A 24,554-nucleotide genomic window follows, 5' to 3' on the forward strand; every position below is an offset into this window, starting at 1 on the left:
CATTTCAGTCCGCGGACCGGGTTACCAGTCCGCGGACTGAAGTGGCTCGGACGCGCCCCGCCATCAGCTTCCCACGAGAGACACAGCATGGATTACCTCAAAACAGCCCGGCGCGACCCTCACCAGACGCTCGACGTCATGGTCGTGGGTGAAGCGCTGATCGACGTGGTCACTACGTCACACAACCAAGTGGAACACCCTGGCGGCTCGCCGGCCAATGTCGCCTACGGACTTGGTCGCCTCGGCGTAACCACCGGTCTGCTCACGGCCATCGGCCCGGACGCGCGGGGGATCGCCATCGAAAACCATCTCCGCAGCGCAGGAGTGATACTTCTGCCCGGATCAAGATCCATGGCCCGGACGGCATCGGCAACAGCAACACTTGAACCGGACGGCTCCGCCAGGTACGACTTCGACATCTCCTGGGACCTTGCCCCGGCAGCCCCCGCCCACTTCCCAAGAATTCTGCACACCGGATCCATCGCCACTTTCCTTAGTCCCGGCGCCGGCGCCGTGAAATCTCTCCTCGAACAGGCCCACAGACACTGCATGATCACATACGACCCGAATATCCGGCCAGCCCTGCTCGGCAGCCACAGGGAGGCGAAAGCCATCTTCGAAGAGCTCGTGCCCTTAACCGACGTCGTCAAACTCAGCGACGAGGACGCCCAATGGCTGTACCCCCAAAAAAGCCTGGACGAAACGGCAGCCCACCTCCTCGGCTTGGGCGCCGGACTTGCCGTCATCACCAAGGGCGCGCACGGCTCACAATTCACGACCGCCGCCGCTAACGTCGGCATTCCTGCCGATAAATGCAGAGTTGCCGACACTATCGGCGCCGGAGACTCCTACATGTCCGCCCTGATCCTGGGCTTTCTCACCCGGGGAACCGAGGGCTTTGCCCCAGCTGTCTTGGACCAGCTCGGTCACACCGCAGCTGCAGCCGCGGCCATTACCGTACAGCGCCCGGGAGCGAATCCTCCGACCCTGGAAGAACTCAACATGGCAATCGGCGCCCCGTCCGTCGCCCAATACGCGGGTTCTTGAAGCACAATCCCCGCCGGGAGATTCTGGTCAGGGATTGCCGGACAGCCTTGCCACGGCGGCGATATCGTGCGGGGTCGTTCGACAGCATCCGCCCACGAGCCGGGCACCAAGTTCACGCCAGATCGGCGCTCCCTCCGCAAGGCTTAGGGGCGTTTTGCTATGAGGGCCCGCCGGGCGGTCCCCGGCCGCGGCCGGCCCCCAAGTCTTGGTGACTGCGTCATAAGTTTCTCCCGAATTTGGGTAGGCGATCAGTGGCGTTTCGGTGGCGTTGCCCAAGGCCTCCAGGGCTGGGGAGACCAGCTCCAGCGGCACACAGTTTACGCCGATCGCCACCGCGAGCGGCTGATCCCTGCAGAGCTCTGCCACCTGAGCCAGCGGCGTGCCGTCACTGATGTGGCCGCCATCCCTCAGCGTGAAGGAGAGCCAGGCCTCGACGTCGAACTCTTTCATGAGTGCCACCAGGGCCTCGGCCTCCGGCAATGAAGGCAGCGTCTCACAGGCCAGAAAGTCCGCTCCGGCGTCCACCAGCGCCGCGATTCGAGGCCGGTGGAACTCCAAAAACTCGTTTCGGCTGAGGACGTAGTCGCCCCGGTATTCCGATCCGTCCGCGAGGTACGCGCCGTAGGGTCCGACCGACCCAGCAACCAGCAGGGGGCCCGCATCCGGGTTTTCGACGAGGTACTCGCGGCGCGCCTCATCGGCCAGGCGCACACTCAACCCCACCCGTTCCAAGGCCTCTTCTTCGCCGAGGCCGCGCCGCGCAAATCCCAGGGTCGTGGCCTGATAGCTTGCCGTGATGGCGACCGCTGCTCCGGCGCGGAAGTAATCGAGGTGTACGCGCTTGACGAGGTGAGGCTGTTCCAGAAGGACTTTAGCCGACCACAACGGGTCTTCCAGATCGCAGCCGTGCGCTTCGAGCTCGGTGGCAAGTGCGCCGTCCACGGTCAGGTTCGCTCCGGCATCGAGGATGCGGGACAGCTTGGTGTTACTGGGCATCGTTTCGGACTCCAAACGGTTCGGTTCGTTCTTGCCTGCCGGGCAGACGCGGCGCCTCGTGGTCCGGCAATGCAAGGTAGCACAACGTGCAGTGAGAGGAGGGCGGCCGTCGCGTTGCTGCCGGGAGCCGGGCTGACGTAACAGGATCCCGGCAGCCAGCGGACCATACCCAATAAAGCTCATCATGCTTACTATTGAGGCTCCGGTTGCAGGTCACCCATGCGCTGCTGGAACCGTCCTATCCGAGGAGCACCGATGTCGCTGAGCAAGGGAACACCCGTGGAATGGAACACGCCCCAGGGCCCCACCCACGGCAAGATCGTGCAGAAAAAAGTCAGTGACTTCGAGGTGGACGGAAAAACCCACCGGGCCAGTGAGGACGAGCCGCAGTACGTCGTGGAGTCCGCTAAAACCGGCGCCCGGGCAGCCCACAAAGCCTCTGCCCTGACTGTAAGGAAGTAACGTCATGGCCGGGCAGTACCGCGAAGTCCTCATTATCGGCGGGGGTAACGCCGGAGTTTCCCTCGCGGCGCGCCTCCATCGCTACGGGGTTAAGGATGTAGCCGTGGTGGAGCCCCAGGACCACCACTTCTACCAGCCGCTGTTTTCCCACATCGCCGGCGGGAGGGCTAAGGCCTCGGAAGCCAGCCGGCCCCAGCGCAACGTTATGCCGCGGGGCGTGGAATGGATCCGGGACGGCGCAGTGGACATCGACCCGGCAGGCAACACGGTGACTTTGGCCTCGGGCGGGCAACTGGGGTTTGGCCACTTGGTGGTTTGCCCCGGCCTGCAGCTGGACTGGGACAAGATCCCTGGTCTGGCAGAGGCCGTCCATTCCCCGTCCGGCGCGTCCCACTATGAATTCAGCCTGGCAGCCAAGGCCTGGACGCTGCTCAGCGGCCTCACGGCCGGGACCGCCGTTTTCACCATGCCCTCAGGCCCCATCAAGTGCGGCGGCGCCGCACAGAAGCCGATGTACCTGGCCTGCGATTACTGGCGGGAGCAGGGGGTGCTCCAGGACATTCGGGTAGTCATGGTGCAGCCGTACCCCACCGTGTTCGGAGTGCCCGGAGTGGATGACGAGCTGAACCGCAAGATTGCCGAGTACGGCATTGAACTGCGTCTCAATAGCGAACTGGTTTCGGTGGACGCTGCGGCACAGAACGCGCTGATCCGGGACAATGCAACCGGAGCCACCGAGGAGCTGCACTACGACGTGCTCAATGCCGTCCCGCCGCAGTCGGCCCCGGACTGGCTCAAAGCCACGGAGCTGCCCGCTCCGGGCGACTCCGGCGGATTTGTGGAGGTGGATCCGCAGACCCTCCGGCACGTCCGTTTTCCGGACATCTGGTCTTTGGGGGATGCCGCGGCGACCACCAACTCCAAGTCCGGCGGTGCGTTGCGAAAGCAGACGAAGGTCTTGGCCAAGAACCTGGTAGCGGCCCGGAAGGGCAATCCCCTGACGGAGAAGTACGACGGATATTCGGTGTGCCCCTTCACGGTTTCCCGCGCAACGGTTGTCTTCGCTGAGTTCGATGACCAGTACCGGCCCATGCCCTCTGTCCCGAAGGTGCCAACGTGGAAAGAAAGCCGCGCATCATGGGTTGTGGACCGCGATATCTTCCCCCAGGTGTACTGGAACCTGATCCTAAAAGGCCGCGCTTAGCCTTCAATGGCCACCCGGGTCCGATCGACGAATAGGCCAGCGAGGTGCCGTCGATCGACGGCACCCGCCCTGTGCGCTGCTGCGCTTCTTTCGTTATGGGCGCGCAATGCACGACCCTTTGGTTGAGGTTGCCCTCGTCAGCTGGCCGGGTCGTACTGGAACTGCCGGACCTCTTGCGAGCAGCGGCAGGCGACGGCGATCTTCGCGGCCCACTCGAGTGCAGCCTCCCGCGAGGGCAGCTCGAGAACGGTGTAGCCGCCGTTGGGCACCTTGTGCCCTGGGTACGTGCCCTCGGTGACGGTGCCGTCACCGGCCACGAGCACGGGGTCTACGTCCTCATCGATGCCGCCGCCGAAGACGTACACGCCCGCCGCCTTGGCCTCGTCGATGACGGCATGCGAGGCTTCGACCACAGCCTCGAAGTCCTCCTCGGGGAACACCATGGCCTCACCGGGGAACGAGATCAGGTACTTCGTCATGCGAGGACTCCTCTCCTCCGACGGCGCCAGCCGTCGGCTCTTCTCTGCGGCACCGCTTTGGTGCTCAGCCCTATTATGAGGCGGTGTCGGGCCTCACTAAAAGGCTGCAGGTCTGACTGCTAGGGCAGATCGGAGACGCCCGTGTAGGTCGCGTAGGTGGCGAGTCCAGCTTGTTCGTAGACCTGGAGGGTGAGTCCGCCAGGGGTGGTCTGACTGCTGACCAGGCGCAGTCCCACGGACGGGCCGCCGTCGGGGAAGAGGCGGCGACCGAGACCGACGATGACGGGAGCAATCACGAGTCGGAACTCATCGATCAGCCCTGCGGCTAGCAGGGACTGGACGAGCCGAGCGCTTCCGTGGATCTGGAGTTCCCGTCCGGGTTGCTGTTTGAGCTCCGCGACCTCGGCTGCGACGTCGGCGGAGAGGATCGTGGTCGGATTCCATGTGCCCCTGGTTAAGGTGCGCGAGGCGACGTATTTCGGCAGGTTGTTCATGGACGGGGTGAAGGGATCGTTCGGATCTGTGATCTGCGGCCAGTCCCTCGCGAAGGCGTCGTAGGTGCGCCGGCCGAGCAAGAGCGCGTCGGCCCGGCTGAGCCACTCCGCGGCCTGGCGGATGAATGTTTGGTCCATGTAGGGGACAAGCCATCCACCCCGGGTAAACCCGTCGCTGGTGTCTTCCTCAGGCGATCCCGGGCCCTGCGATACGCCGTCGATGCTCACGAACTCGGTCACTGTCAGCTTCATGGCCTTCTCCCTGCTCGGCATGGTTAGGCTATGCAACGCAGACACCAAGGGCAATGGCTGCGCGTTGGGTTCACGTCTTCCCTCCGAAGGCGGCAGGGCCAGATTAGGCAAGGACCCGGATTTCTTGCCCTCGTAGATATGTTTGGCGGGATCCCCTCCCCCGACCTCGACTGCCGCAGCCACACGCTCACGTCCGGCTCATGGAAGTATTCACTTATGACTAGCGATAATGATGCTGCCAACCTTCCGGCGCCAAAGGACTCCCACGGCACAGACGCCTCGACCGAAGCCAGCCGTGGTTGGGACCACATCGGGGCGATCATTGTCGATGCCACCTTGCAGCGACGGCAGAACTACCACGAGACCGTCAAGCCGCGCGTTGACGCCTTGATTGCGGCATGGCCGGATGCCGCCACGACCAGCGGGTTCCGCCAGCACCTTGAGACGGGGAAGCTCTCGGACGTTATCAGCTGGCCGTCGCCGGGCCGCCTGGCCCAGGTCGAGGACATCACACGCGTGTTCGAGCGCCAGGGCATCGAGACGGTCGTGGAACTCCGAGCCGCGCTCGGTGACCCGGCCAGGAGAACAGCCCTCCGGGAGGACCTTGCGGCCGTGCGGCATGTCAGCGCCAAAACGCTGGATTACATCGACACCCTGAGCGGAGTCTGAGCAGGGAGAACCTAGCCCCGGCCTTTGACGACGTCCGCCAGCCAGGTCATGGCGGCGTTCCTGGAGGTAAAGAACTCGTGCGGGTACAGGGTGTGGCGGCTCATGGCGGCGGCAACCACGCGGTCCACTGCGCTGGATCCGAGGACCGCGATGGCCAGCACACCGGTGGTTTGCGCGAACTCGTACCGGGCGGCGGCGCTGATCTCCACATCGGTCATTTCGGAGAGCATCGGCATCGGGGTGCCTCCGCTGAGTCGAGCCACGGCCAGCATGGCGTCCTTGGCGTCGTCGACGTCAACAAACGAGCCGGGACGCCAGACGGATTCAATGATCCCCGCGCGCACGCTCAGGGAATTCTTCCCTTCGGCGGCGACAGCTTCTACAGGCATCATCGTGCTCATTCTAGGCCTGAGCTGGGACGATACTCTGCAGCATGGCCCCGGTGCGCCCCCGGCTGGCGCCCTATCCCGCGCCGGGCAGCGCCTGCCGCTGCGGCCACAGCGTCACCGATTCCAGCGCGGACAGTGCCCGGGCCATGGCCCGGGCCTCCGCGGTGAACAGATGCCCGTGGACCCGCTGGCTGCACAGCCGCAGCGCCTGCCCGCGGTCCAGGCCGAACCAATCCATCACCGTGTCGATGCCGTGCGGGCTGAGCCGCCAGGTCTTATCCGCGTCCTTGACGATCGCGTCCTCGATCGACATCGCCTCGCGGCGGGAGTCGTGGCCGTCGATGATGTCCAGGATGGCCGGCACCTTCCCGGCGTCGTACCCGGCCTCGGCGAGGATCCCGGCGGCGAGCCGGGCGCCTTCCTTCTCGTGCAGCAGCACCAGGTCCGGCTTGCCGCCGCCGGGCGCAATTGCCTGCAGGACCTCCGCGGGCGGCACCCGGGACCAGCCGATGTCGTGCAGCATGATCGCGGGGAGGACGACGGCGGCGTCCGCCTCGGGGTGCGCCTCGAGAAGCGCCCGGGCCAGCCCGAAGGCGTAGAGCGTGTGGGCGTCGTTGTCGCGAACCAACAGGTACGGCGCCGCAAGGGTCCAGATGGCGGCCAGTTCCGGGTCCAGCGCGAGGACGCCGTCGGGCTCCGCTTCGATCCCCGCGGAGATGTCCAGGCCGGAAAAGTTGGCGTCGGGATGCAGTTTGGTCATCCTGCCAGCGTGCCCGCCGAACCGGCCGCGGGCAAGGACCATCTTCCGCCCAGCAGAACCAGGAGGGGCCCGGCCGGTTGAAACCGGCCGGGCCCCTTGCCTCACTCTTTGCCGCGGCCGCGGAGACTAGCTCAGCGTGGAGGTGTCAATCACGAAACGGTAGCGCACGTCGGAGGCGAGCACGCGCTCGTAGGCGTCGTTGATCTTCTCGGCCGGGATGACCTCGATTTCGGCGCCAAGGTTGTGCTCGGCGCAGAAGTCAAGCATTTCCTGGGTCTCGCGGATGCCGCCGATCATGGATCCGGCGAAGGACCGGCGTCCCATAATCAGGGCGAACGCGTTCACCGGCAGCGGTTCCGCCGGGGCGCCCACGTTCACCAGGGCGCCGTCGAGGGTCAGCAGCTGCAGGTAGGAACTGATGTCGATCTTCGCGCTGACGGTGTTGATGATCAGGTCGAAGGAGCCCGCCAGATCCGTGAAGGTGTTTTCGTCGCTGGTGGCGTAGTAGTGGTCGGCGCCCAGTTTGAGCCCGTCCTCCTGCTTCTTCAGCGACTGTGACAGCACGGTCACCTCGGCGCCCATGGCGTGGGCGAGCTTGACGGCCATGTGTCCGAGTCCGCCGAGCCCCACGACTGCCACCTTCTTGCCGGGTCCCGCCCCCCAGTGGCGCAGCGGCGAGTAGGTGGTGATGCCGGCGCAAAGCAGCGGCGCGGCGACGTCGAGCTCGATGCCCTCCGGGATCTGTACGACGAAGTCCTCGGTCACCACCACATGGGTGGAATAGCCGCCCTGGGTGATCGTTCCGTCGCGGTCGACGGCGCCGTACGTGCCCGTGTTCCCGGCGAGGCAGTACTGTTCCTCGCCCTTTTGGCAGTTGACGCATTCGCGGCAGGAATTCACCATGCAGCCGACGCCGACCCGGTCGCCGACGGCGTGCTTGGTGACGGCCGAACCGACCTCGGTGACGATGCCGGCGATTTCGTGGCCCGGTGCCAGCGGGTACTGCTGGGGGCCCCAGTCGCCGCGGACGGTGTGGATGTCGGAGTGGCAGATGCCGGCGAACTTGATATCGATCAGGACGTCGTGCGGGCCAACGTCCCGGCGTTCAATGGTGGTCGGAACGAGGGATTCCGTCGCGGAAGTGGCGGCGTAAGCGTTAACGGTAAGCATGGATCTCCTGCTTTTGGATGGTTTGGGGGGTGCCCCGGCGTCCGGCACCGGTCAGGTGCGGCCTTTCGGCCCGGACGTCATCGGGGGCACTATCCATCAAACACTACTCAGCTGCCGGAGAGGGAGGCCCTGCTGTAAGGGGTACTGGCAGGGACTCCCTTACGGGGCCGCACCCTCTAACGTTGAAGGTATGGACAACCAGAGCGAGACCCGGGACTTCCTGGCCACCCGGCGGGCGAAAATCACCCCGGAACAGGCGGGTCTGCCCGTCTACGGCGGCAACCGCCGGGTCCCCGGACTGCGCCGCGGCGAGGTTGCCATGCTGGCCGGGGTCAGTGTCGAGTATTACACCCGGCTGGAGCGCGGAAACCTCTCCGGCGTCTCCGAGGGAGTCCTGGAAGCCCTGGCGCGGGCGCTGCAGCTCGACGAGGCGGAGCAGGCCCACCTGTTTGACCTCGCCCGGGCCTCCAGCACCAGCCGCAAGCCGCAGCGACGCCGCCCCGCCACCCAGCCCGTCCGTCCGTCCGTGCAACTCATGCTCGACGCGATGACCAACGCCCCGGCGTTCGTGCGCAACGGACGCCTGGATATCCTTGCCGCCAACCAGCTCGGCTACGCGCTGTATTCCGAGATGTACGCCAGCCCTGTCCGGCCGGCCAACCACGCCCGGTTCATCTTCCTGGACAGCCGGGCCTACGGGTTTTACCCGGACTGGGAGCGTGCCGCGAATGACACGGTGGCGATCCTGCGGACCGAGGCCGGCCGTGACCCCTACGACCGGGGCCTGACCGACCTCGTCGGGGAACTCTCCACACGCAGTGAGGAGTTCCGCACCCGGTGGGCTGCCCACAACGTGCGTCAGCACTACACCGGGCTCAAGCACTTCCGGCACCCCGTGGTCGGGGACCTCCACCTCATGTACGAGGGCCTGGATCTCGCGGCCGACGCCGGGCTGTCGCTGCTTGTCTACACCGCCGAGCCCGGTTCTCCCACCGGGGACGCGCTGCGGCTGCTGGCCAGCTGGGCCGCGACCCGTCAGGCGGAGACGCAGCAGGCGCAGTCACCAGCTGCTACCCGATCAGGGCCGGCACCGCTCCAGCCGTAATGACGCCCACGGCTTTCGGGCCTACCCGCCCTTCGGCCCGCTGCTGGCCCGCACAACCAGTCGCGCCGGGTAGATCACCGGATCGCGGTCTGCACCCGAATTTTCGATGTCAGCGAGGAGGAGACGGCCCGCCTCAGTGGCCATTTCCACCATGGGCTGGTTGATCGTGGTCAGGGGCAGCTCGCCCGGAGCCGACACGTGGTCGTCAAAACCGACGACGGCGACGTCCCCGGGGACCGTCCGCCCCGAGGCCCGGATGGCCGTGATCGCGCCGCGGGCCATGAGGTCGGAGGCGGCAAAGATGCCGTCCAGGCCTCCGTCCTGGGCCAGCAGCTGCTCCGTGGCCTGGGCGCCTCCGGCGGCGGTGAAGTCTCCGTGGGCGACCGGGCCCGGCGGGAGTCCGGCTTCCCGGAGGCCCGCATGCCAGCCGGCGAGCCGATCCGCCGAGGCCGTCATGTCCAGCGGGCCGGTGACGGTTCCGAGCCGGGTGCGCCCGGCTGCCGCAAGGTGGAGCGCCGCCAGCCGGGCGCCCTGAAAGCTGTCCACGTCAACGTAGTGGATGCCGAGATCCGCGTCCCAGGGCCGGCCAATGAATACGGTGGGCAGCCCGGACGCGGCGAGCTCCTCGGTCCAGCCATCCGCTTTGTGATGCGAGACCACAATGGCTCCGTCGACGTGGCCGCCGCGCAGGTAGCGGACCGTCCGGGAGGGGTCGCCGCCGGCACGGGACATCAGCAGGACCAACTGCATTTCCGTCTCGCGCAGCGCCTCCGTCACCCCGGTGATCACGGCGGCGAAGAACGGGTCCATCATGACGCGGGCATCGGGTTCGTTGATGACCAGGGCGATCGATGAGGTCCGCCGGGTGACGAGGCTCCGTGCCGCCGGGTTCGGGGTATAGCCAAGGGCAACGACGGCGGCGTCCACGGCTGCCCGGGCTTCCGGGCTGACCCGGGAGCCGCCGTTGATGGCCCGCGAGGCGGTCGAGCGGGACACTCCCGCCGCCTTCGCGAGGTCTTCAAGGGTGGGGCTTGGCCTCGCCGGTTCGGGCCGGACACCCCGGTGGATCTGTTCGCTCATCACTTTGAGAATACGACATCCCCGGTCATCCCATGTGCGAGACCATCTGGTGGGCCGGTACAGCGTTCGACGCGGCCACCTTCGCGTACCAGAGGCCGCTGGCTTTGGGTATCCGCTCCAGGGTCTCGTAGTCCACCCGGACCAGACCGAAGCGCTGGTGGTACCCGTAGGCCCATTCGAAGTTGTCCAGCAGCGACCACGCGAGGTAGCCGCGGACGTCCGCGCCGGCGTCGATCGCCTCCCGCACCGCCCGCAGGTGTGCGTCAAAATAGGCCAGCCGGTCCTGGTCGTCGACGAAGCCTTGGGCGTCGGGAACGTCCGGGTAGGCGGCACCGTTTTCGGTCATGTAGATCGGGATACCGGCCGGTCCCGTGTACTCGCGCTGGAGCCGCGTCAGCAGCCTGAACAGGCCTTCGGGCTGGACCTCCCAGCCCATGCCCGTCACCGGCAGCCCGCGCGGCACCGAGTGCACGCCGTCAGCGGAGACGAACGGTGATGCCGCAGGCCGGCCGACGGACTCCGGCGCGGCCTGCGCCGTCGTCGTCACGGTTTCCGGGCGGTCCGGATGGTCGGCAGGAGACGCGGCCTTGGTGAGGGCCTCGCCCTGGTAGTAATTGACGCCCAGCAAGTCCACGGCCGCCGAGATGACGGCCAGGTCACCGTCCTGCACGACGGTGTCGAACCCGAGTCCGGCAACGTCCTCGAGCACGTCCGCGGGGTACTCGCCGCGGAAGAGCGGATCCAGGAAGATCCGGTTGTGCAGCCCGTCGATGCGGCGGGCCGCGTCCCGGTCGTCCGCGGAGCCGGGGTCGGCCGGATCAGCAACGGTGAGATTCAGGGTGATGCCGAGGCTCACGTCCGGGTCACGCCGGCGCAGTTCGGCAACGGCGAGCCCGTGCCCGAGCAGCAGATGGTGGGCTGCCGCGAGGGCGGTCGCCGGTTCCTGCCGGCCCGGGGCGTGGACGCCGGCGGCGTAGCCAAGGAACGCCGAACACCACGGTTCGTTGAGGGTAGTCCAGATCCGCACCCGGTCACCGATCGCCTCGTGCAGCACGGCGGCGTAGGCGGCGAAAAGCCGGGCGGTCTCCCGGTTGGCCCAGCCGCCCTCGTCCTCCAGGGCCTGCGGCAGGTCCCAGTGGTAGAGCGTCAGCCAGGGGGTGATGCCTGCGGCGAGCAGTTCATCCACCAGACGGGAGTAGAACGCGATCCCCTCAGGATTCGGTGTCCTGCCGTCCGGCATGCAGCGGGCCCAGGACACCGAAAACCGGTACGCCTTCAGGTGCAGCGACTTCATCAACGCCACATCCTGGGCAGTGCGATGGTAGTGGTCGCAGGCGACGTCGCCATTGTGGCCATCGGCGACCGCGCCGGGAACCCGGCAGAACGTGTCCCAGATTGAGTCCTTTCTGCCGCCGAGGTGGGCCGCCCCTTCGATCTGGTAGGCAGCTGTGGCCGCCCCCCACAGAAAGCCTTCGGGGAATGGTAGTGGGGTGGTGTTCATCCTTTTACTGCTCCTTGCATGATTCCGGAAACGAGCTGGCGGCCTGCAGCGACAAACAACAGCAGCAGCGGCACGGTGGCCAGGACCGCACCTGCCAGCACCACCGAGTAGTCCACAAAGTGTGCGGCCTGCAGCAGCTGCAGCGCCACCGGCAACGTGGGGTTGGAGGGGTCCAGGACGATGAATGGCCAGAAGAAGTTCGTCCAGGTGGCTACAAAAGTGAACAGGGCCAGCATGGCAGCAGCCGGCCGGGCAGCCGGAAATCCGATGTACCAGAAGGCCTGGATCATCGAGGCGCCGTCCATCCGCACCGCCTCGATGAGCTCATCCGGAAGGGCGTCCCGGAGATACTGGGTCATCCAGAACACCCCGAAGGCCGTCACAACACCGGGGATGATGACAGCCCACAGCGAGCCGGTCCAGCCCAGCTTGGACATCACGATAAACAGCGGGACCACACCCAGCTGCGTCGGGACGGCCATGGTGGCGACGACGAAGACCAGCAGCCCCTTGCTCCCCCGGAACCGAAGCTTGGCGAAGGCAAAGCCGGCGAGGGTGGAGAACACCACAACGGAGGCCGCAGTCACGCTGGAGACGATGAGACTGTTGCCCATGGCCTTCCAGAACGGGATGCTGTCGAAGACCTTCTCCGCGTTGGCGAGGAAATTTCCGCCGGGCAGCAGCGGGATGCCGCGGCTCGGGACCGTGTTGTCGTGGCTGCCTACAAGGAAGGACCAGTACAGGGGAAAGAGGGACGCGAGCAGGACGGCTCCGAGGAAACCGTACGTCAGGAAGCCGGGCCGGCGGACGCTGGAGGTTCCCGTTCTGCGCCCGCTGCCGGGCCCCCGCCGTGCGGCGGCCCGGGCGGCGCCCTTGCCTGCGCTCTGTTCGATCATGGGGATGGAGCTCATTTGCGGCCTCCCTGGCTTGCTATGCGCTTGGTGATGATGAAGTTGAGCAGGGCTATCAGCACGATCATCACGAAGAGCAGCCACGCCACGGCGGAGGCCCTGCCGAAGTTCCGCTGGCCCCAGCCAAGTTCCCAGATGTACATGGTCAGCGTCTGCCACTGCCTGTCCGCCCCGCCCAGCCCGGACTGGTCGAACACCCGCGCCTCATCGAAGATCTGCAGTCCGCCGATGGTGGAGGTGATCACCACAAAGATCACGGTGGGCCGCAGCATCGGAACGGTGACAGAGAAAAACTGCCGCAGCCGGCCGGCACCGTCGATCGTCGCAGCTTCGAACACGTCCCTCGGGATCGCCTGCATGGCCGCGAGGAAGATGAGGGCGTTGTAGCCGGTCCAGCGGAAGTTCACCATGGTGGCGATCGCCGTATGGCTGGCCAGCGACTCGGAATGCCAGCGGACCGGATCCAGGCCGAGAGCCTTCAGAATCTCGTTGATCAGACCGAACTGGTCCGCGAAGAGGTTGTTGAAGATCAGGCCCACCGCCACCGGCGCGACGACGAACGGCACCAGGACCCCCATCCGCCAGAACGTCCGGGCCCTCAGGTTCGCATCCAGCACCGCCGCTATCAGCAGGGCAATGACAACCTGGGGAACGGAGGACAGCATGAAGATGCTGAGGGTGTTGCCGACGGCGTTCCAGAAGTAGGGCTGCGCCAGGACGAACGCATAGTTCTCCAGGCCCGTGAACTTCCCCTGCCCGCCGATGAGGTTCCAGTTGTGCAGCGAAACCCAGCCCGTGTACAGCAGCGGGAAAAGACCCGTGACGGCAAACAGGAGGAAGAACGGGGAAATGTAGAGGTACGGGGAAAGTTTCACATCCCACTTGGAGACCTGCTGGGAGAACGCCAGACGTCGGACGCTCTTGCCGCCGCCCGGCGGCGGCGGCTCATCACCGACGCTTTGGGGCTTGACCTGGTCCGTGATCGTCATGGCTTACAGGGACTTCACGGCGGTGACGAACTTCTCCCAGGAGGAGGCGGCGTCGTCCGTCTTGTCGACGTCCACGCGTGTGAGTGCCTGCTGCATGGCGTCGTTGATGGCGAAGAACTTGGTGCCCTTGAACGGGGTTACGTCAACGGCCTTGGCCCGCTCGGCGAAGATCTGACCGGTGGGGGCACCGTTGAAGAAGGCGTTCGTCTCGCCGAGCAGTTCGTTGCTTTCCAGCGCCTGCTTCTGGCTCGGGAAGGTGCCCTTCGCCGTGAAGGCCTTGATCTGCTGCTCGGGGGCGGTCAGCCAGCCGGCCAGTTTCTTGGCCTCGGCCTGGTGTTCGCTCTGGGTGGGGACCGTCAGGTAGGAGCCGCCCCAGTTACCGCCGCCTCCGGGGAAGACGTTGGCGACGTCCCAGCCGGTCACCCCGGCAGCGTTGCCTTCAATAACACCGAGCATCCAGCCCGGGCACAGGGTTGTTGCGAACGCGTTCGTCTGGAACCCGGCGGCCCAGTCGTCGCTCCACTGCTTGAGGTGGGCCGAAAGTCCATCATCCGTGGAGGCTGTCAGCACCTGGTTGTAGATGTCCTTCACCTTCTGGTTTTCCGTCGCGATGACGGTGCCGTCTTCCTCCTCATAGGCCTTCTCGAGCTGGTTGCTCATTCCCTGGTAGATGGCCCCCGCGGAGTCGAACCACGCCGCGCCCGGGTTGGCGGCCTTGAACTTCTTGCCGGCCTCAAAGTAGCTGTCCCAGGTCCCGCCCAGCATCTTCGCGACTTCTTCGCGCTCGGTGGGCATGCCCGCCTTTTTGAGCAGCTCGGCGTTGTAGCAGACCGCCTCGGGTCCGGAGTCCGTTCCGTAGCCCAGAAGCTTCCCATCGGCAGTCTTCGCGGCGTCGGCCTTCCAGTCCAGCCAGCGTCCTTCGACAGCCGGGTCGCTCAGGTCGGTGAAGCGGTCGGGGTACTGCAGCAGCTCGGGCAACCAGTCCACCTCAACGCCTTCGATATCGGACAGGCCGGATCCGGCTGCCAGCCGGGTAGTGAGGTTATCGCGGGCTTCGTTGCTTGTGGCGGCCTTCTTGTGCTCGATCGTGACGTTGGGGTTCAACGTTTCGTATTCTTCAAAAAGCTTTTCGTAGCCGAACTCGTTAAAGGTGCCAACGGTCAGTGTCACCGGCTTTGAGCCGGTGACCTCCCCGGCGCCGGCTTTCTCGGGAGCGGAGGATCCGCAGGCCGTCAGCGACAGGGCCAGGCAGGCGGCCGCAGCCGACAGCACAGAGAATTTGCTGGGGTTTTTCACAGGGGAGACTCCTTCGTCAAAGTTCCATCCGTTTCACAGCGCCGGAGAAAAGGTGCCGGTGCCGGATGGGGGCAGGCCCACCATCGGCGAGCTGGGCGGTCCGTGTGGGAGCGCTCTCACGGACATGGTGTCCTACCTCACATCGCATTGTCAAGAGCGGGTACTCCCCAGGGGATCGAACCCTTGCCCACCGCCGGGGGCGGTGCTACGCTCCAGTGCGGGAGCGCTCCCACACCCCCAGAGAACAGGACCAGCAATGCCGCTAGCCCAATTTCCCGCTCGACCGGCGGCAGCCCTGGCTGAGATTCAGCAGCCACGGCGCCTCCGGGTCCGCTCCATCGCCGGCACCGCCGCCCTCCTCATCGGCCTGATCGGCAGCGGCGGTGGAGTGGCGGCCGCCTCGGTGGCGGCCACGCCACAGGCGCCCGCCCCGGCACCAACCCAAGCCGCCGCCCCGGCCGTCCCGCAGGCAGAAGACCCCGGCTTCGGTCCCAACGTCCGCATCTTCGACCCCAGCATGCCGGTGGCTGAGATTCAGGCCACTGTCGATTCCATTGCGGCCGAACAGGTCGACGACGAAATGGGAGCCAACCGGTACTCCCTGCTGTTCAAGCCCGGCACCTACGGCAGCGCCGAGGAGCCCCTCATCGTCCAGGTTGGATACTCGACCGAGGTCGCGGGCCTGGGCGCCTCACCCACGGATGTCACCATCAACGGGCACGTTGACGTCTACAACCGGTGCCTGACCGCGGACAACTGCATCGCACTGAACAACTTCTGGCGCTCGTTGTCCAACCTCACCATCAACGTCACCGGTCTCGACGGCTGCCGCGGCTCGGCCAACTTCTGGGCTGCCTCGCAGGCCTCCCCCATGCGGCGGGTCAACGTCACCGGCGGCAACCTCTCCCTGATGGACTACTGCACCGCCGGGCCGCAGTTCGCCAGCGGCGGCTTCATTTCCGATTCGAAGACCGGCCCCGTCATCAACGGCTCACAGCAGCAGTACTTCGTGCGCGACAGCAGCATCGGCGACTGGTCCAACGGGGTCTGGAACCAGGTCTTTTCCGGTGTGGAGGGTGCCCCGGCGCAGTCGTTCCCGAATCCGCCGTACACCAACCTGGCGAGCACCCCGGTCAGCCGGGAGAAGCCGTACCTCACCTTTGACGCCGCAGGCAAGTACGGCGTCTTCGTTCCCGCGGTCCGCACGGACTCCGCCGGGACCACATGGGAAAACGGTCCGACGGCCGGCCGCAGCATCCCGCTGTCCGACTTCTACGTGGCCAGCCCCGGCGATTCGGTGAAGACCATCAACTCCCAATTGGCCCGCGGCAAGAACCTGCTGCTGACTCCAGGGGTCTACGACATCGACCAGAGCATCGAGGTCAAGCGTGCCAACACCGTCGTCCTCGGGCTCGGGATGGCAACCCTCACCGCGGTCAACGGCGCCGTACCGCTGACCGTCGCGGATGTCCCCGGCGTCGACATCGCCGCCGTCACGGTGGATGCCGGCGACGTGAACTCGCCCGCGCTGATGCGCATCGGCAAGGCCAAGAATCCAGCGGCCGGCGGATCCCCGACCTCACTGAATCGCAGCGATCCGGCCAATCCCACCACGCTCCACGACGTGTTCTTCCGTATCGGCGGCCCGCACGTGGGCAAGGCCTCGCTCAGCCTGGAAGTCAACAGCGACAACGTGCTCCTGGACCACATCTGGGCCTGGCGGGCAGACCATGGAAACGGCGTCGGCTGGACCACCAACACAGGGGACAACGGCGTCATCATCAACGGCGACCATGTCACGGCCACCGGCTTGTTCGTGGAGCACTACCAGCAGTACAACGTCATTTGGAACGGCGAGCACGGCAAGACGGTGTTCTTCCAGAACGAACTGCCCTACGACGCTCCCAACCAGGCCGCCTGGCAGCATGACGGAGTCCTTGGCTGGGCGGGCTACAAGATCGCCGATTCGGTCAAGACCCACGAACTCTGGGGCGGGGGAAGCTACGTCTACAACAACGTCGACCCCACAATTCACGCCACCCGGGGCTTCGAAGTACCGGTCACGCCCGGAGTTAAGCTCCACGGCCTGCTGACGGTCAACCTCGGCGCCGGGACCCTGGACCATGTCATCAACGACACCGGCGCGCCGGTGTCGACGGACGCCGTCGGGGTTCCCAGCTACGTCGCCAGCTTCGGCTAAGACGCCGCCTGCGGGCGGGACGCCACGTCCCGCCCGCCGGCCAGGCAAACCCGGGACGCCGGCCGGCTAGTTGGCCGGCGTGCCGCGGCCAGGCGCCCGCGCACGGAGGCTACTCCCCAGATGGTCAACAGGCAGGCCACCAGCAGCAGCCCGGCCTCGCCCAGGTCGATCTGTCCGAGCCAGGTGGTCACGGGATCCTCGAGGCCGAATGCGGAGTTGAAGAACCCGCCCAGGGTGATGAATGAAATGGCCAGGGCCGACACAGCGGAGATGCCGGTAATCAGCGCATTGAAGCCCAACTTCCGCTGCGGATTGTAGATGGCGGAGCTGTACATGCGCATCATGGCTACCCCGTTGGCGGTGTCGCACAGCGTCATCGCCGCCGTGAATGCCAGCGGAAGCGCCAGGAGGGCCAGCGGGGAGACCCCGGCCAGGGAGGCGGCCGCCGCCATCACCAGCAGGCCGATCGTGGTGGCTGTGTCGAAACCCAGCCCGAAAAGGAAGCCAATGACGTAGATGTTCCGCGGCCGCTGCACGCGGGACAGGGGCTTCGCCAGCAGCCGGGCCACGAATCCCTTGGCCTCAAGATCCTCCGCCCGCACTGCGCTACCGCCCTGCACCCTCCGGTAGGCCTGCGTGGCCCGGATGAAGGCGGATCCGTTGAACAGCCCGATGGCCAGCAGGAAGATCCCCGAGACGCCGCTGCCGATCAGCCCCAGCACAAGGTTTCCGGTGGTGCCGTCCTCCATAAACTGGCCCACCATCGCGGCGCCGCCCACCACGAGGATCCCGGACAGGATCACCACCGAACTGTGGCCGAGACTGAAGGCGAAACCGACGCTCACGGGGTCTTGGTGCTGGGCCACGAACTTGCGCGTCGAATTGTCAATGGCGGCGAGGTGGTCCCAGTCGTAGCTGTGTTTGATGCCCGCCAGATAGGCAGTCAGCACCAGGCCCAGCGCCAGCGGTTCACCGGCCGTCACCAGAGCGGCCAGGAGAAGCACGACGGCGGCCGCGTGCAGGGCGACTACGGCGCCGAAGGTGACAAGCAGCCGGGTCCGCAACGGGAGCTGCTCGCGCCGGCGGTACAGGGCGGCGAATCCGGTCAATGTGGTCATCAGTATTTCCTGAGGTCCAGCGGCGCCGTGCCGTGCCATCGCTGCCGGAGCAGGGCGCTGCAGGCGCCCAGCAGCCGGTTGAGTTCTTCGGTGCTGTTCGAGAGGGACCGGAGCACCAGGCCGCTGATGCCATCAGCCGTGGCAGTCAGGGAGACGCCGGTATAGGCATCATGCCCCCCGGCCAGCACGTGGAGTTCGTCCGCGAGGGCCTGGTCGACCCGCCGGTCGACCACGATCAGGGATCCCACATGGCTGAATCCCTCCAAGAATCCCAGCCCTGTCACATCATGCGTCGGCGGCCGGATCAGCAGGTTGTCGAGGGCCAGCAGAGCGCTCCTCCCTGAGGATTCGACCAGAATTTCGGTCCGGAGCCGCAATTCCTCGTAACGGAACGAGGCACCGTCCGGCGACCAGCCGGGGGTGATGACCTCGGACATGACCAGGCTCGACGTCGGGTGCAGGGTGATGTGCGTGTTCTGCCGGTAGCTGGCCTCCCGGTAGGCGATCAGCTGGTCCGGGGCGAATTCCAGTTGCGATCCTTCCCCCAGGCGCAGCCGCGTCCGTTGCTCCGCGAAGGAACCCGGCGTCCGGTAGATCTTGGTGGCGGACTGGGTAGTGAGCAGCAGCCTCGCCCCGTCCTCCACCTCCACATCAATGACATAGAGGTCTGCCCCCAAATATGCCCCGCCAGGATTGACCACCACATAACAAACCTGTCCGGAGTCATCCAGGTAATGCGGCCGCAATATTCTCAAGGCGCCCTGATGAAACTGATGCGAGGCCACCGACCGTCCAGCGCGCACGCCGATGCGCAACGCAAGCTCCCCCATCGGTGCGACAACAGCAGTAGGGGAATCCGCCGTCGTGCTCATGACGCCAGGTCGAGCATCAGGACATCGCGCCGCACCCATTCGATGACGCGGTCCAGTCCTTCGTCGGTCTTGAGGTTGGTGAAGCAGAACGGCTTCACGCCCCGGAATTCGCGCGAGTCCCGTTCCATCACGGTCAGGTCCGCGCCGACGTGGGGTGCGAGGTCGGTCTTGTTGATGATGAAGAGGTCAGACTTGATCATGCCCTGGCCGGCTTTGCGCGGGATCTTCTCGCCTTGAGCCACGTCGATGATGTAGATGGAGAAGTCCACCAGTTCGGGGCTGAATGTCGCGGAGAGATTGTCCCCGCCGGATTCCACAAAAATCACCTGCAGGTCCGGGTGCCGCCTCTTGAGTTCCTCGATCGCGGCCGTGTTCATGGAGGTGTCCTCGCGGATGGCTGTGTGCGGGCACCCGCCGGTTTCCACACCGATGATCCGGTCGATCGGGAGAATGCCGTTGGCCGCAAGGATCTTAGCGTCCTCGATCGTGTAGATGTCGTTCGTGATCGCGGCCATGGAGATGTCCCGGCTCATGTGGCGGGTGAGGCGCTCAACGAGCTGGGTCTTGCCGGCGCCCACCGGGCCGCCGATGCCGATTTTGATGGGCTCAGACATATTCTTCTCCAGACATATTTCTTGTGGCTAGCTCATGAACATGCGGGCACGCTGGCGCTCGTGCCGCATCTGCGAAATTTCCAGGCCGGGGCTGACCGCGCCGAAGTCGGACCGGTCCGGGCTGCCGGCGCGCCCGACCGCGGCCGCGACGTCGCCGGCTGCCGTCCGCAGCAGCCGCTGGCCGGCGTTCTGCCCCAGCGGGATGGCCCGGACGGCGTTCTGCGTCAGCGATGTGACCGCGGCGAATAGGTAGGCGGCGAGGGCCTCGGGCAGCGGTACACCGAGCGAACGCGCGACGACGGCGAACGCCAGGGGCTGGTGGCCGGCGGCGCGGCCGGAACCCACCAGCTCCCGGTACTCCGCCAGACCCGGTGACGGAAAGATCTCCGCGCCGATTTCGAGGAGCCGGGTGCCCATCTTGACGCTGGCCTCGCGCAGCTGCCGGGGCAGCAGCTGGGCCGTCAGCAGCGAATCCAGCTCGGAGATCGGGTCGCCCTCATAGAGGAAACGGATGGCCAGGGCGTCCGAGTAGCTCAGCTGCTGCCCCACAAAGGCGGACAGCCACACGCCGAAGGACTGCTCATCGTGCACCAGCCCGCGGTCGATGTAGCTCTCAAACCCCAGCGAGTGAGCGAACGCCCCGGTGGGCAGGGCCGAATCACACAGCTGCTGCAGGGCCAGCTGGTAGGACGCCGGGCTAGTGGGAGTGCTCGGCATGGCGGAAGGGGACGGGCATCACGTGCTCCTGGCGGTCATAGGGCGCTCCGACGTGTTTGAGGTAGTCCTCCACCGTGTGGTCGTACTGGCAGACCATGACCTCGGCCCGGTACTCCGAGGAGGCGTCGAAGAACTGGGCCTGCAGGTGCCGGTTGCCGAGCGAGTGCGCCACCACCCCCATCTCATGGATGGAGCGCGGCGCGATGACGAGGACATCGGTGGGCAGCACCGACACCACGATCATGTTGGCTTCCGCGACTTGCAGGATGTCGCCGTCACGCAGGTCCCCGGCACCGGAGGGGAGGCGGATGCCAAGTTCCTTGCCGTGGTCGGTAGTGACACGCTGGACACGTTTGACCAGCTGGGCGCTGGGGAGCACCACCTTTTCCCGGTGCAGCCCGGCATACGGGTCCGGACCCGGAGGGAGGTCGTGCGTGTTGCCTAGGACCTTTTCGATGATCATGCCTGTCTCCTCTGGACGCCTAGAAAAGGAAGTAGCGCTGCGCCATGGGCAGCACGTCGGACGGCTCACAGGTGACGTCCTCGCCGTCGACCGTCACCCTGTACGTTTCCGGGTCCACCTCGATCTCCGGGGTGGCGCCGTTGTACTTGAGGTCCGCTTTCGTGAGGTTGCGGATGCCGGACACGGGCCGGATGACCTTCTCCAGGCCCAGCTCCGCCGGAACCCCGGCGTCGATGGCGGCCAGGGAGAGGAAGGTAATGGAGGACTGCTGCAGGGCCTTGCCGTAGGCGGCGAACATGGGCCGCATGGTCCGCGGCTGCGGGGTGGGGATGGAGGCGTTGGCGTCCCCCATGAGTGCATAGGCGATCTGCCCGCCCTTGAGCACCAGTTCCGGCTTGACCCCGAAGAAGGCCGGGTCCCAGAGCACTAGGTCCGCGAACTTCCCGGCCTCCACCGAGCCGATGGAGTCCGCCATGCCCTGCGCGATGGCCGGGTTGATGGTGTATTTCGCCACGTAGCGTTTCAGGCGGAAGTTATCGCTCTCCGCGCCCAGGCCGGAGGCGGCGCCGTGCACTCCACCGTCCGGGTCCTTGAGCACCCCGCGCTGCTTCTTCATCTTGTCCGCCACCTGCCAGGTGCGGATCACCACCTCGCCCACCCGGCCCATGGCCTGGGAGTCCGAGGACGTGATCGCGAAAATCCCCAGGTCCTGGAGCACGTCCTCCGCGGCGATGGTCTCGGCGCGGATGCGGGAGTCCGCAAACGCCACGTCCTCCGGAATATCCGGGTTCAGGTGGTGGCAGACCATGAGCATGTCCAGGTGCTCTTCGATCGTGTTGCGTGTGTACGGCAAGGTGGGGTTGGTGGAGGCCGGCAGGACGTTGGGCAGCCCGGCAATCTTGATGATGTCCGGGGCGTGCCCGCCGCCGGCGCCCTCGGTGTGGAAGGTGTGGATCACGCGCCCGTCGATGGCCCGGATGGTGTCCTCCACAAAGCCGCACTCGTTCAGGGTGTCGGTGTGGATGGCCACCTGGACGTCGTAGGCGTCCGCGACCTTGAGCGAGGTGTCGATCGAGGACGTCGTGGAGCCCCAGTCCTCATGGACTTTCAGCCCGATCGCGCCGGCGCGGATCTGCTCGGCCAGGGGCTCGACGGCGGACGCGTGCCCCTTGCCGAACAGGCCGATGTTGATTGGCAGCCCTTCGGCCGCCTGCAGCATCCGCTGGATGTGCCATTTACCGGGGGTGACGGTGGTGGCCTTGGTGCCCTCGGCGGGGCCGGTGCCGCCCCCGATCATGGTGGTCACGCCACTGCACAGGGCGGCGGGGACCTGGTCCGGGGAGATGAAATGGATGTGCGAGTCCACGCCGCCGGCGGTCAGGATTTTCCGCTCACCGGCAATGATTTCGGTACTGGCACCGATCACGATGTCCACACCGTCGGTGATCTGCGGGTTGCCGGCCTTGCCGATCCGGAAGATGTGGCCGTCCCGGAGCGCGACGTCGGCCTTGTAGATCCCGGTGTAGTCCAGGATGACCACGTTGGTGATGACGGTGTCCGGAATTTCGCCGCCGAGACCAGTAGGGTCGCCCCCGTCCCTGGTCAGCTGGCCGTTCTGGCCCATGCCGTCGCGGATCACCTTGCCGCCGCCGAAGACCACTTCCTCGCCGTACACGGTGAGGTCTTTCTCGATCTCGAGGAAAAGGTCGGTGTCGGCGAGGCGGATGGAGTCGCCGGTCGTGGGTCCGTACAGGTCCGCGTACTGCCTGCGGGATATTTCGAAGCTCATTTGCGTGCTCCTTCAATCGGGGCAAGCGCGCCGTTGACCGCGTTGCTGAGACCGTAGACCTCGCGCCGGCCGGCGAGTTCGATCAGCCGGACGGTCTTGCTGTCCCCCGGCTCGAAGCGGGCCGCCGTGCCCGCCGGGATGTCCAGGCGCCGGCCGTAGGCGGCCCGCCGGTTGAACGTCAGGGCGGCGTTCGCTTCGGCAAAGTGGAAGTGCGAGCCCACCTGTACGGGACGGTCGCCGGTGTTGGTCACCACGACGTCGGTCGCCTCCCGGCCGGCGTTGACCAGCACGGGCTCAGGGCCGAGAACGTATTCTCCGGGAATCATCGTGCTCCCCTAACGGATCGGGTCGTGGACGGTGACGAGCTTGGTGCCGTCCGGGAACGTGGCTTCGATCTGGACGTCGTGGATCATCTCGGGCACGCCCTCCATGACGTCCTCCCGGCGGAGCACGGTGGTGCCGTAGCTCATCAGCTCCGCCACGCTCCTGCCGTCCCGGGCGCCCTCGATCAGCTCGTAGCTGATGATGGCCACCGCCTCCGGGAAGTTCAGCTTCAGCCCCCGTGACTGGCGGCGGCGGGCGAGGTCGGCCGCGACCACGATCATGAGCTTTTCCTGCTCACGGGGCAGAAGATGCATGACGGAATCCCTTCAACACCGGCGGTCACGGGCCTGGCGGCGCCGCGGTGTTGCCAGAGTAGACGGCGAACGTTTCCTGCAGGTTTCCGGCGAAACAAACTGCGGCGCGCCGGACGCGGACGGCGCCGGCGGCGTCCCGGGCTCAGCGGGTCACACGGCCGAAAAGGGCATGCACTGACGGCCCGCAACCAGCTTCCGCTCAGGAGCGGTTGTTAGGGTGGATGAATGAAACTCCGCCTCGCCGCCCTGTCCGCTGCCACCCTCATGATTGCCCTGACGGGCTGCGGGCAGGTGGAGGACGCTGCGAACAAAGCCGTCAGCGACGGCGCCTCCCAGGTTGCCACGGCGGCCGGCAGTGAAGTGAAGAAGCAGGCCTGCACACTCGTCGAGGACGGGCTGGTCAGTGTCCAGGACAAGGAACTGCTGGGCGGCCTGGTCGCCGGTGCAGAGACCGCAGGTGTTCCCGCCGAGATCACCACCCCGCTGCGCCAGATCGCCGACTCCGGCGACCAGGTTCCGGGCGACTCCGTCAAGGCCCTGCAGGACGCCTGCGCCAAGTAGCCGTTCCGGGTCGGGCAGCGTCCTAGCGCTTGCCCTTTTTCCGTGATCCCTTGCCGCGGCCTTTGTCCGGGTTGGGCGCGTAGCGCTGCGCCACCTTGGGCTTCTTGACCGCGGGACCGCGCCGGTCCGGCTTCGGCTCTTTCTTGGGCTTTTCCTGCTGGGCGGAGGGCTGGCGGGAGCTCGCGGCGGTCCGGCCGCGGACTATCCCGATGAACTCCTCGATCACCTCGTCCGTGCTGTCGCTGGGCCATGCCACGGCGATCTCGGTCGTCGGCGCGCCGGTGAGCTGGCGCGCCACGGTGCCTTTGACGTTGAAATGGCGTGCCACGGACATCGGCAGGATCACCAGGCCGGCTCCGGAGGCCACCACCTGCAGGGCCATCTCCGGTCCGCCGAGTTCGGCGACGTCCAGGAACGTCTCCGCGGACAGGTCGGCGAAGGCCACCTCCTCGAACACCGAGATCTCGTGCCCCTTGGGTGCCACCACCACGGGTTGTTCCTCGTACAGGGGGATGACGCTCAGGCCTTCGCGGTCCACCGGCAGCCTGACGAAGCTCAGGTCCGCGGACCCGTCCCGCAGCACGGTGAGCTGGGCGCCCTCGTCGGACATAAAGGAGTGCAGCGGAACATCGGGCATCCGCTCTTCCCAGCGCCGGGTCCACTTGCCGGGCGTCACGCCGGCGACGTAGGCGAACCGCAACTCCCGTGCTGCTGCTACGGCCGGGACGGCGGCGGTTTCGTCGGGGGTCTGGGGTGTTTCTTCTGCTGCGGACACATG

The 24,554-nt window shown here is 66.3% G+C and carries 27 protein-coding genes; 7 read left to right on the forward strand and 20 right to left on the reverse strand.

Going from position 1 to position 24,554, the window contains the following annotated elements:
* Positions 1-87 precede the first annotated feature (87 nt).
* Entirely contained in the window at positions 88-1,047 is a 960-nt protein-coding gene (locus tag AC50YC_RS06870; RefSeq protein ID WP_494952816.1) for a carbohydrate kinase family protein, read from the forward strand.
* A 27-nt stretch (positions 1,048-1,074) separates the two neighbouring features.
* Here AC50YC_RS06870 and mmuM read toward each other — a convergent pair whose 3' ends face one another.
* A complete protein-coding gene (gene mmuM, locus AC50YC_RS06875) occupies positions 1,075-2,043 on the reverse strand; it encodes a homocysteine S-methyltransferase (protein ID WP_494953064.1) in 969 nt (322 codons plus the stop codon).
* 255 nt (positions 2,044-2,298) lie between these two features.
* Between mmuM and AC50YC_RS06880 the strand changes: the two genes are divergently transcribed.
* Positions 2,299-2,505 carry a hypervirulence associated TUDOR domain-containing protein gene (locus AC50YC_RS06880; protein WP_494952817.1) on the forward strand — a complete coding sequence of 69 codons (207 nt, stop codon included), beginning with the start codon at positions 2,299-2,301 and terminating at the stop codon, positions 2,503-2,505.
* 4 nt (positions 2,506-2,509) lie between these two features.
* Positions 2,510-3,709, forward strand: a complete 1,200-nt coding sequence (locus AC50YC_RS06885) for an NAD(P)/FAD-dependent oxidoreductase (RefSeq protein WP_494952818.1) — start codon at positions 2,510-2,512, stop codon at positions 3,707-3,709.
* 137 nt (positions 3,710-3,846) lie between these two features.
* Here AC50YC_RS06885 and AC50YC_RS06890 read toward each other — a convergent pair whose 3' ends face one another.
* Positions 3,847-4,188 carry a YciI family protein gene (locus tag AC50YC_RS06890; RefSeq protein ID WP_056627301.1) on the reverse strand — a complete coding sequence of 114 codons (342 nt, stop codon included), beginning with the start codon at positions 4,186-4,188 and terminating at the stop codon, positions 3,847-3,849.
* Between the two features lie 119 nt (positions 4,189-4,307).
* Positions 4,308-4,934: a dihydrofolate reductase family protein gene (locus tag AC50YC_RS06895; RefSeq protein ID WP_494952819.1), complete on the reverse strand. Its 627-nt coding sequence runs from the start codon at positions 4,932-4,934 to the stop codon at positions 4,308-4,310.
* Between the two features lie 216 nt (positions 4,935-5,150).
* Here AC50YC_RS06895 and AC50YC_RS06900 point away from each other — a divergent pair, with 216 nt between their 5' ends.
* Positions 5,151-5,603, forward strand: a complete 453-nt coding sequence (locus tag AC50YC_RS06900) for a hypothetical protein (RefSeq protein WP_494952820.1) — start codon at positions 5,151-5,153, stop codon at positions 5,601-5,603.
* A gap of 11 nt (positions 5,604-5,614) precedes the next feature.
* Here the strand turns inward: AC50YC_RS06900 and AC50YC_RS06905 are convergent, their stop codons facing one another.
* The 3 genes from AC50YC_RS06905 to AC50YC_RS06915 form a co-directional block, all read right to left on the reverse strand.
* Positions 5,615-5,995: a DUF7793 family protein gene (locus AC50YC_RS06905; protein ID WP_494952821.1), complete on the reverse strand. Its 381-nt coding sequence runs from the start codon at positions 5,993-5,995 to the stop codon at positions 5,615-5,617.
* A 70-nt stretch (positions 5,996-6,065) separates the two neighbouring features.
* Positions 6,066-6,752 carry an HD domain-containing protein gene (locus AC50YC_RS06910; RefSeq protein WP_494952822.1) on the reverse strand — a complete coding sequence of 229 codons (687 nt, stop codon included), beginning with the start codon at positions 6,750-6,752 and terminating at the stop codon, positions 6,066-6,068.
* A gap of 126 nt (positions 6,753-6,878) precedes the next feature.
* Positions 6,879-7,922, reverse strand: a complete 1,044-nt coding sequence (locus AC50YC_RS06915) for an NAD(P)-dependent alcohol dehydrogenase (protein WP_494952823.1) — start codon at positions 7,920-7,922, stop codon at positions 6,879-6,881.
* A 190-nt stretch (positions 7,923-8,112) separates the two neighbouring features.
* Between AC50YC_RS06915 and AC50YC_RS06920 the strand changes: the two genes are divergently transcribed.
* On the forward strand, positions 8,113-9,027 hold the full coding sequence (locus AC50YC_RS06920) for a helix-turn-helix transcriptional regulator (RefSeq protein WP_494952824.1): 915 nt from the start codon (positions 8,113-8,115) through the stop codon (positions 9,025-9,027).
* A 21-nt stretch (positions 9,028-9,048) separates the two neighbouring features.
* Here the strand turns inward: AC50YC_RS06920 and AC50YC_RS06925 are convergent, their stop codons facing one another.
* Genes AC50YC_RS06925 through AC50YC_RS06945 form a run of 5 tightly spaced genes read right to left on the reverse strand, consistent with a single transcriptional unit; the run spans position 9,049 to position 14,804 of the window.
* Complete coding sequence (locus AC50YC_RS06925) at positions 9,049-10,107, reverse strand: LacI family DNA-binding transcriptional regulator (RefSeq protein WP_494952825.1); 1,059 nt, start codon at positions 10,105-10,107, stop codon at positions 9,049-9,051.
* 25 nt (positions 10,108-10,132) lie between these two features.
* On the reverse strand, positions 10,133-11,608 hold the full coding sequence (locus AC50YC_RS06930; RefSeq protein ID WP_494952826.1) for a glycoside hydrolase family 1 protein: 1,476 nt from the start codon (positions 11,606-11,608) through the stop codon (positions 10,133-10,135).
* Positions 11,605-12,519: a carbohydrate ABC transporter permease gene (locus AC50YC_RS06935; protein ID WP_494952827.1), complete on the reverse strand. Its 915-nt coding sequence runs from the start codon at positions 12,517-12,519 to the stop codon at positions 11,605-11,607. Before AC50YC_RS06935 ends, AC50YC_RS06930 begins: the two co-directional genes overlap by 4 nt.
* On the reverse strand, positions 12,516-13,508 hold the full coding sequence (locus tag AC50YC_RS06940) for a carbohydrate ABC transporter permease (protein WP_494952828.1): 993 nt from the start codon (positions 13,506-13,508) through the stop codon (positions 12,516-12,518). Before AC50YC_RS06940 ends, AC50YC_RS06935 begins: the two co-directional genes overlap by 4 nt.
* 3 nt (positions 13,509-13,511) lie before the next feature.
* The gene (locus AC50YC_RS06945; RefSeq protein ID WP_494952829.1) at positions 13,512-14,804 is read right to left on the reverse strand and encodes an ABC transporter substrate-binding protein; all 1,293 of its coding nucleotides are present in this window, start codon (positions 14,802-14,804) and stop codon (positions 13,512-13,514) included.
* Positions 14,805-15,060: 256 nt separating this feature from the next.
* Between AC50YC_RS06945 and AC50YC_RS06950 the strand changes: the two genes are divergently transcribed.
* Positions 15,061-17,004 carry a pectate lyase-like domain-containing protein gene (locus AC50YC_RS06950; RefSeq protein WP_494952830.1) on the forward strand — a complete coding sequence of 648 codons (1,944 nt, stop codon included), beginning with the start codon at positions 15,061-15,063 and terminating at the stop codon, positions 17,002-17,004.
* Here the strand turns inward: AC50YC_RS06950 and AC50YC_RS06955 are convergent.
* The 8 genes from AC50YC_RS06955 to AC50YC_RS06990 are packed head-to-tail and all read right to left on the reverse strand — an operon-like array spanning position 17,001 to position 23,215.
* On the reverse strand, positions 17,001-18,122 hold the full coding sequence (locus AC50YC_RS06955) for a HoxN/HupN/NixA family nickel/cobalt transporter (protein ID WP_494952831.1): 1,122 nt from the start codon (positions 18,120-18,122) through the stop codon (positions 17,001-17,003). The genes AC50YC_RS06950 and AC50YC_RS06955 overlap by 4 nt on opposite strands.
* On the reverse strand, positions 18,122-18,952 hold the full coding sequence (locus AC50YC_RS06960; protein WP_494953065.1) for an urease accessory protein UreD: 831 nt from the start codon (positions 18,950-18,952) through the stop codon (positions 18,122-18,124). Before AC50YC_RS06960 ends, AC50YC_RS06955 begins: the two co-directional genes overlap by 1 nt.
* Before the next feature lie 38 nt (positions 18,953-18,990).
* A complete protein-coding gene (ureG, locus tag AC50YC_RS06965; protein ID WP_494952832.1) occupies positions 18,991-19,608 on the reverse strand; it encodes an urease accessory protein UreG in 618 nt (205 codons plus the stop codon).
* A gap of 27 nt (positions 19,609-19,635) precedes the next feature.
* A complete protein-coding gene (locus AC50YC_RS06970; protein WP_494952833.1) occupies positions 19,636-20,325 on the reverse strand; it encodes an urease accessory protein UreF in 690 nt (229 codons plus the stop codon).
* Positions 20,306-20,788, reverse strand: a complete 483-nt coding sequence (gene ureE, locus AC50YC_RS06975) for an urease accessory protein UreE (protein ID WP_494952834.1) — start codon at positions 20,786-20,788, stop codon at positions 20,306-20,308. Before ureE ends, AC50YC_RS06970 begins: the two co-directional genes overlap by 20 nt.
* 19 nt (positions 20,789-20,807) lie before the next feature.
* Positions 20,808-22,577 (reverse strand): urease subunit alpha, encoded by a 1,770-nt coding sequence (gene ureC, locus AC50YC_RS06980; RefSeq protein ID WP_494952835.1) that lies wholly within the window; start codon positions 22,575-22,577, stop codon positions 20,808-20,810.
* Complete coding sequence (locus AC50YC_RS06985) at positions 22,574-22,903, reverse strand: urease subunit beta (protein WP_494952836.1); 330 nt, start codon at positions 22,901-22,903, stop codon at positions 22,574-22,576. Before AC50YC_RS06985 ends, ureC begins: the two co-directional genes overlap by 4 nt.
* Before the next feature lie 9 nt (positions 22,904-22,912).
* Positions 22,913-23,215, reverse strand: a complete 303-nt coding sequence (locus tag AC50YC_RS06990) for an urease subunit gamma (protein ID WP_494952837.1) — start codon at positions 23,213-23,215, stop codon at positions 22,913-22,915.
* Between the two features lie 225 nt (positions 23,216-23,440).
* Between AC50YC_RS06990 and AC50YC_RS06995 the strand changes: the two genes are divergently transcribed.
* Positions 23,441-23,776: a hypothetical protein gene (locus AC50YC_RS06995; protein WP_494952838.1), complete on the forward strand. Its 336-nt coding sequence runs from the start codon at positions 23,441-23,443 to the stop codon at positions 23,774-23,776.
* A gap of 22 nt (positions 23,777-23,798) precedes the next feature.
* Here AC50YC_RS06995 and AC50YC_RS07000 read toward each other — a convergent pair whose 3' ends face one another.
* On the reverse strand, positions 23,799-24,551 hold the full coding sequence (locus AC50YC_RS07000; RefSeq protein ID WP_494952839.1) for a LysR family substrate-binding domain-containing protein: 753 nt from the start codon (positions 24,549-24,551) through the stop codon (positions 23,799-23,801).
* Positions 24,552-24,554: the final 3 nt, after the last annotated feature.

The organism is Pseudarthrobacter sp. MDT1-56 (genome assembly GCF_059383555.1).

Coding starts and splice junctions, on each gene's coding strand:
- AC50YC_RS06870 (WP_494952816.1), top strand. CDS start 88: ATGGATTACCTCAAAACAGCCCGGCGCGACCCTCACCAGACGCTCGAC.
- mmuM (WP_494953064.1), bottom strand. CDS start 2,043: ATGCCCAGTAACACCAAGCTGTCCCGCATCCTCGATGCCGGAGCGAAC.
- AC50YC_RS06880 (WP_494952817.1), top strand. CDS start 2,299: ATGTCGCTGAGCAAGGGAACACCCGTGGAATGGAACACGCCCCAGGGC.
- AC50YC_RS06885 (WP_494952818.1), top strand. CDS start 2,510: ATGGCCGGGCAGTACCGCGAAGTCCTCATTATCGGCGGGGGTAACGCC.
- AC50YC_RS06890 (WP_056627301.1), bottom strand. CDS start 4,188: ATGACGAAGTACCTGATCTCGTTCCCCGGTGAGGCCATGGTGTTCCCC.
- AC50YC_RS06895 (WP_494952819.1), bottom strand. CDS start 4,934: ATGAAGCTGACAGTGACCGAGTTCGTGAGCATCGACGGCGTATCGCAG.
- AC50YC_RS06900 (WP_494952820.1), top strand. CDS start 5,151: ATGACTAGCGATAATGATGCTGCCAACCTTCCGGCGCCAAAGGACTCC.
- AC50YC_RS06905 (WP_494952821.1), bottom strand. CDS start 5,995: ATGATGCCTGTAGAAGCTGTCGCCGCCGAAGGGAAGAATTCCCTGAGC.
- AC50YC_RS06910 (WP_494952822.1), bottom strand. CDS start 6,752: ATGACCAAACTGCATCCCGACGCCAACTTTTCCGGCCTGGACATCTCC.
- AC50YC_RS06915 (WP_494952823.1), bottom strand. CDS start 7,922: ATGCTTACCGTTAACGCTTACGCCGCCACTTCCGCGACGGAATCCCTC.
- AC50YC_RS06920 (WP_494952824.1), top strand. CDS start 8,113: ATGGACAACCAGAGCGAGACCCGGGACTTCCTGGCCACCCGGCGGGCG.
- AC50YC_RS06925 (WP_494952825.1), bottom strand. CDS start 10,107: ATGAGCGAACAGATCCACCGGGGTGTCCGGCCCGAACCGGCGAGGCCA.
- AC50YC_RS06930 (WP_494952826.1), bottom strand. CDS start 11,608: ATGAACACCACCCCACTACCATTCCCCGAAGGCTTTCTGTGGGGGGCG.
- AC50YC_RS06935 (WP_494952827.1), bottom strand. CDS start 12,519: ATGAGCTCCATCCCCATGATCGAACAGAGCGCAGGCAAGGGCGCCGCC.
- AC50YC_RS06940 (WP_494952828.1), bottom strand. CDS start 13,508: ATGACGATCACGGACCAGGTCAAGCCCCAAAGCGTCGGTGATGAGCCG.
- AC50YC_RS06950 (WP_494952830.1), top strand. CDS start 15,061: ATGCCGCTAGCCCAATTTCCCGCTCGACCGGCGGCAGCCCTGGCTGAG.
- AC50YC_RS06955 (WP_494952831.1), bottom strand. CDS start 18,122: ATGACCACATTGACCGGATTCGCCGCCCTGTACCGCCGGCGCGAGCAG.
- AC50YC_RS06960 (WP_494953065.1), bottom strand. CDS start 18,952: ATGGGGGAGCTTGCGTTGCGCATCGGCGTGCGCGCTGGACGGTCGGTG.
- ureG (WP_494952832.1), bottom strand. CDS start 19,608: ATGTCTGAGCCCATCAAAATCGGCATCGGCGGCCCGGTGGGCGCCGGC.
- AC50YC_RS06970 (WP_494952833.1), bottom strand. CDS start 20,325: ATGCCGAGCACTCCCACTAGCCCGGCGTCCTACCAGCTGGCCCTGCAG.
- ureE (WP_494952834.1), bottom strand. CDS start 20,788: ATGATCATCGAAAAGGTCCTAGGCAACACGCACGACCTCCCTCCGGGT.
- ureC (WP_494952835.1), bottom strand. CDS start 22,577: ATGAGCTTCGAAATATCCCGCAGGCAGTACGCGGACCTGTACGGACCC.
- AC50YC_RS06985 (WP_494952836.1), bottom strand. CDS start 22,903: ATGATTCCCGGAGAATACGTTCTCGGCCCTGAGCCCGTGCTGGTCAAC.
- AC50YC_RS06990 (WP_494952837.1), bottom strand. CDS start 23,215: ATGCATCTTCTGCCCCGTGAGCAGGAAAAGCTCATGATCGTGGTCGCG.
- AC50YC_RS06995 (WP_494952838.1), top strand. CDS start 23,441: ATGAAACTCCGCCTCGCCGCCCTGTCCGCTGCCACCCTCATGATTGCC.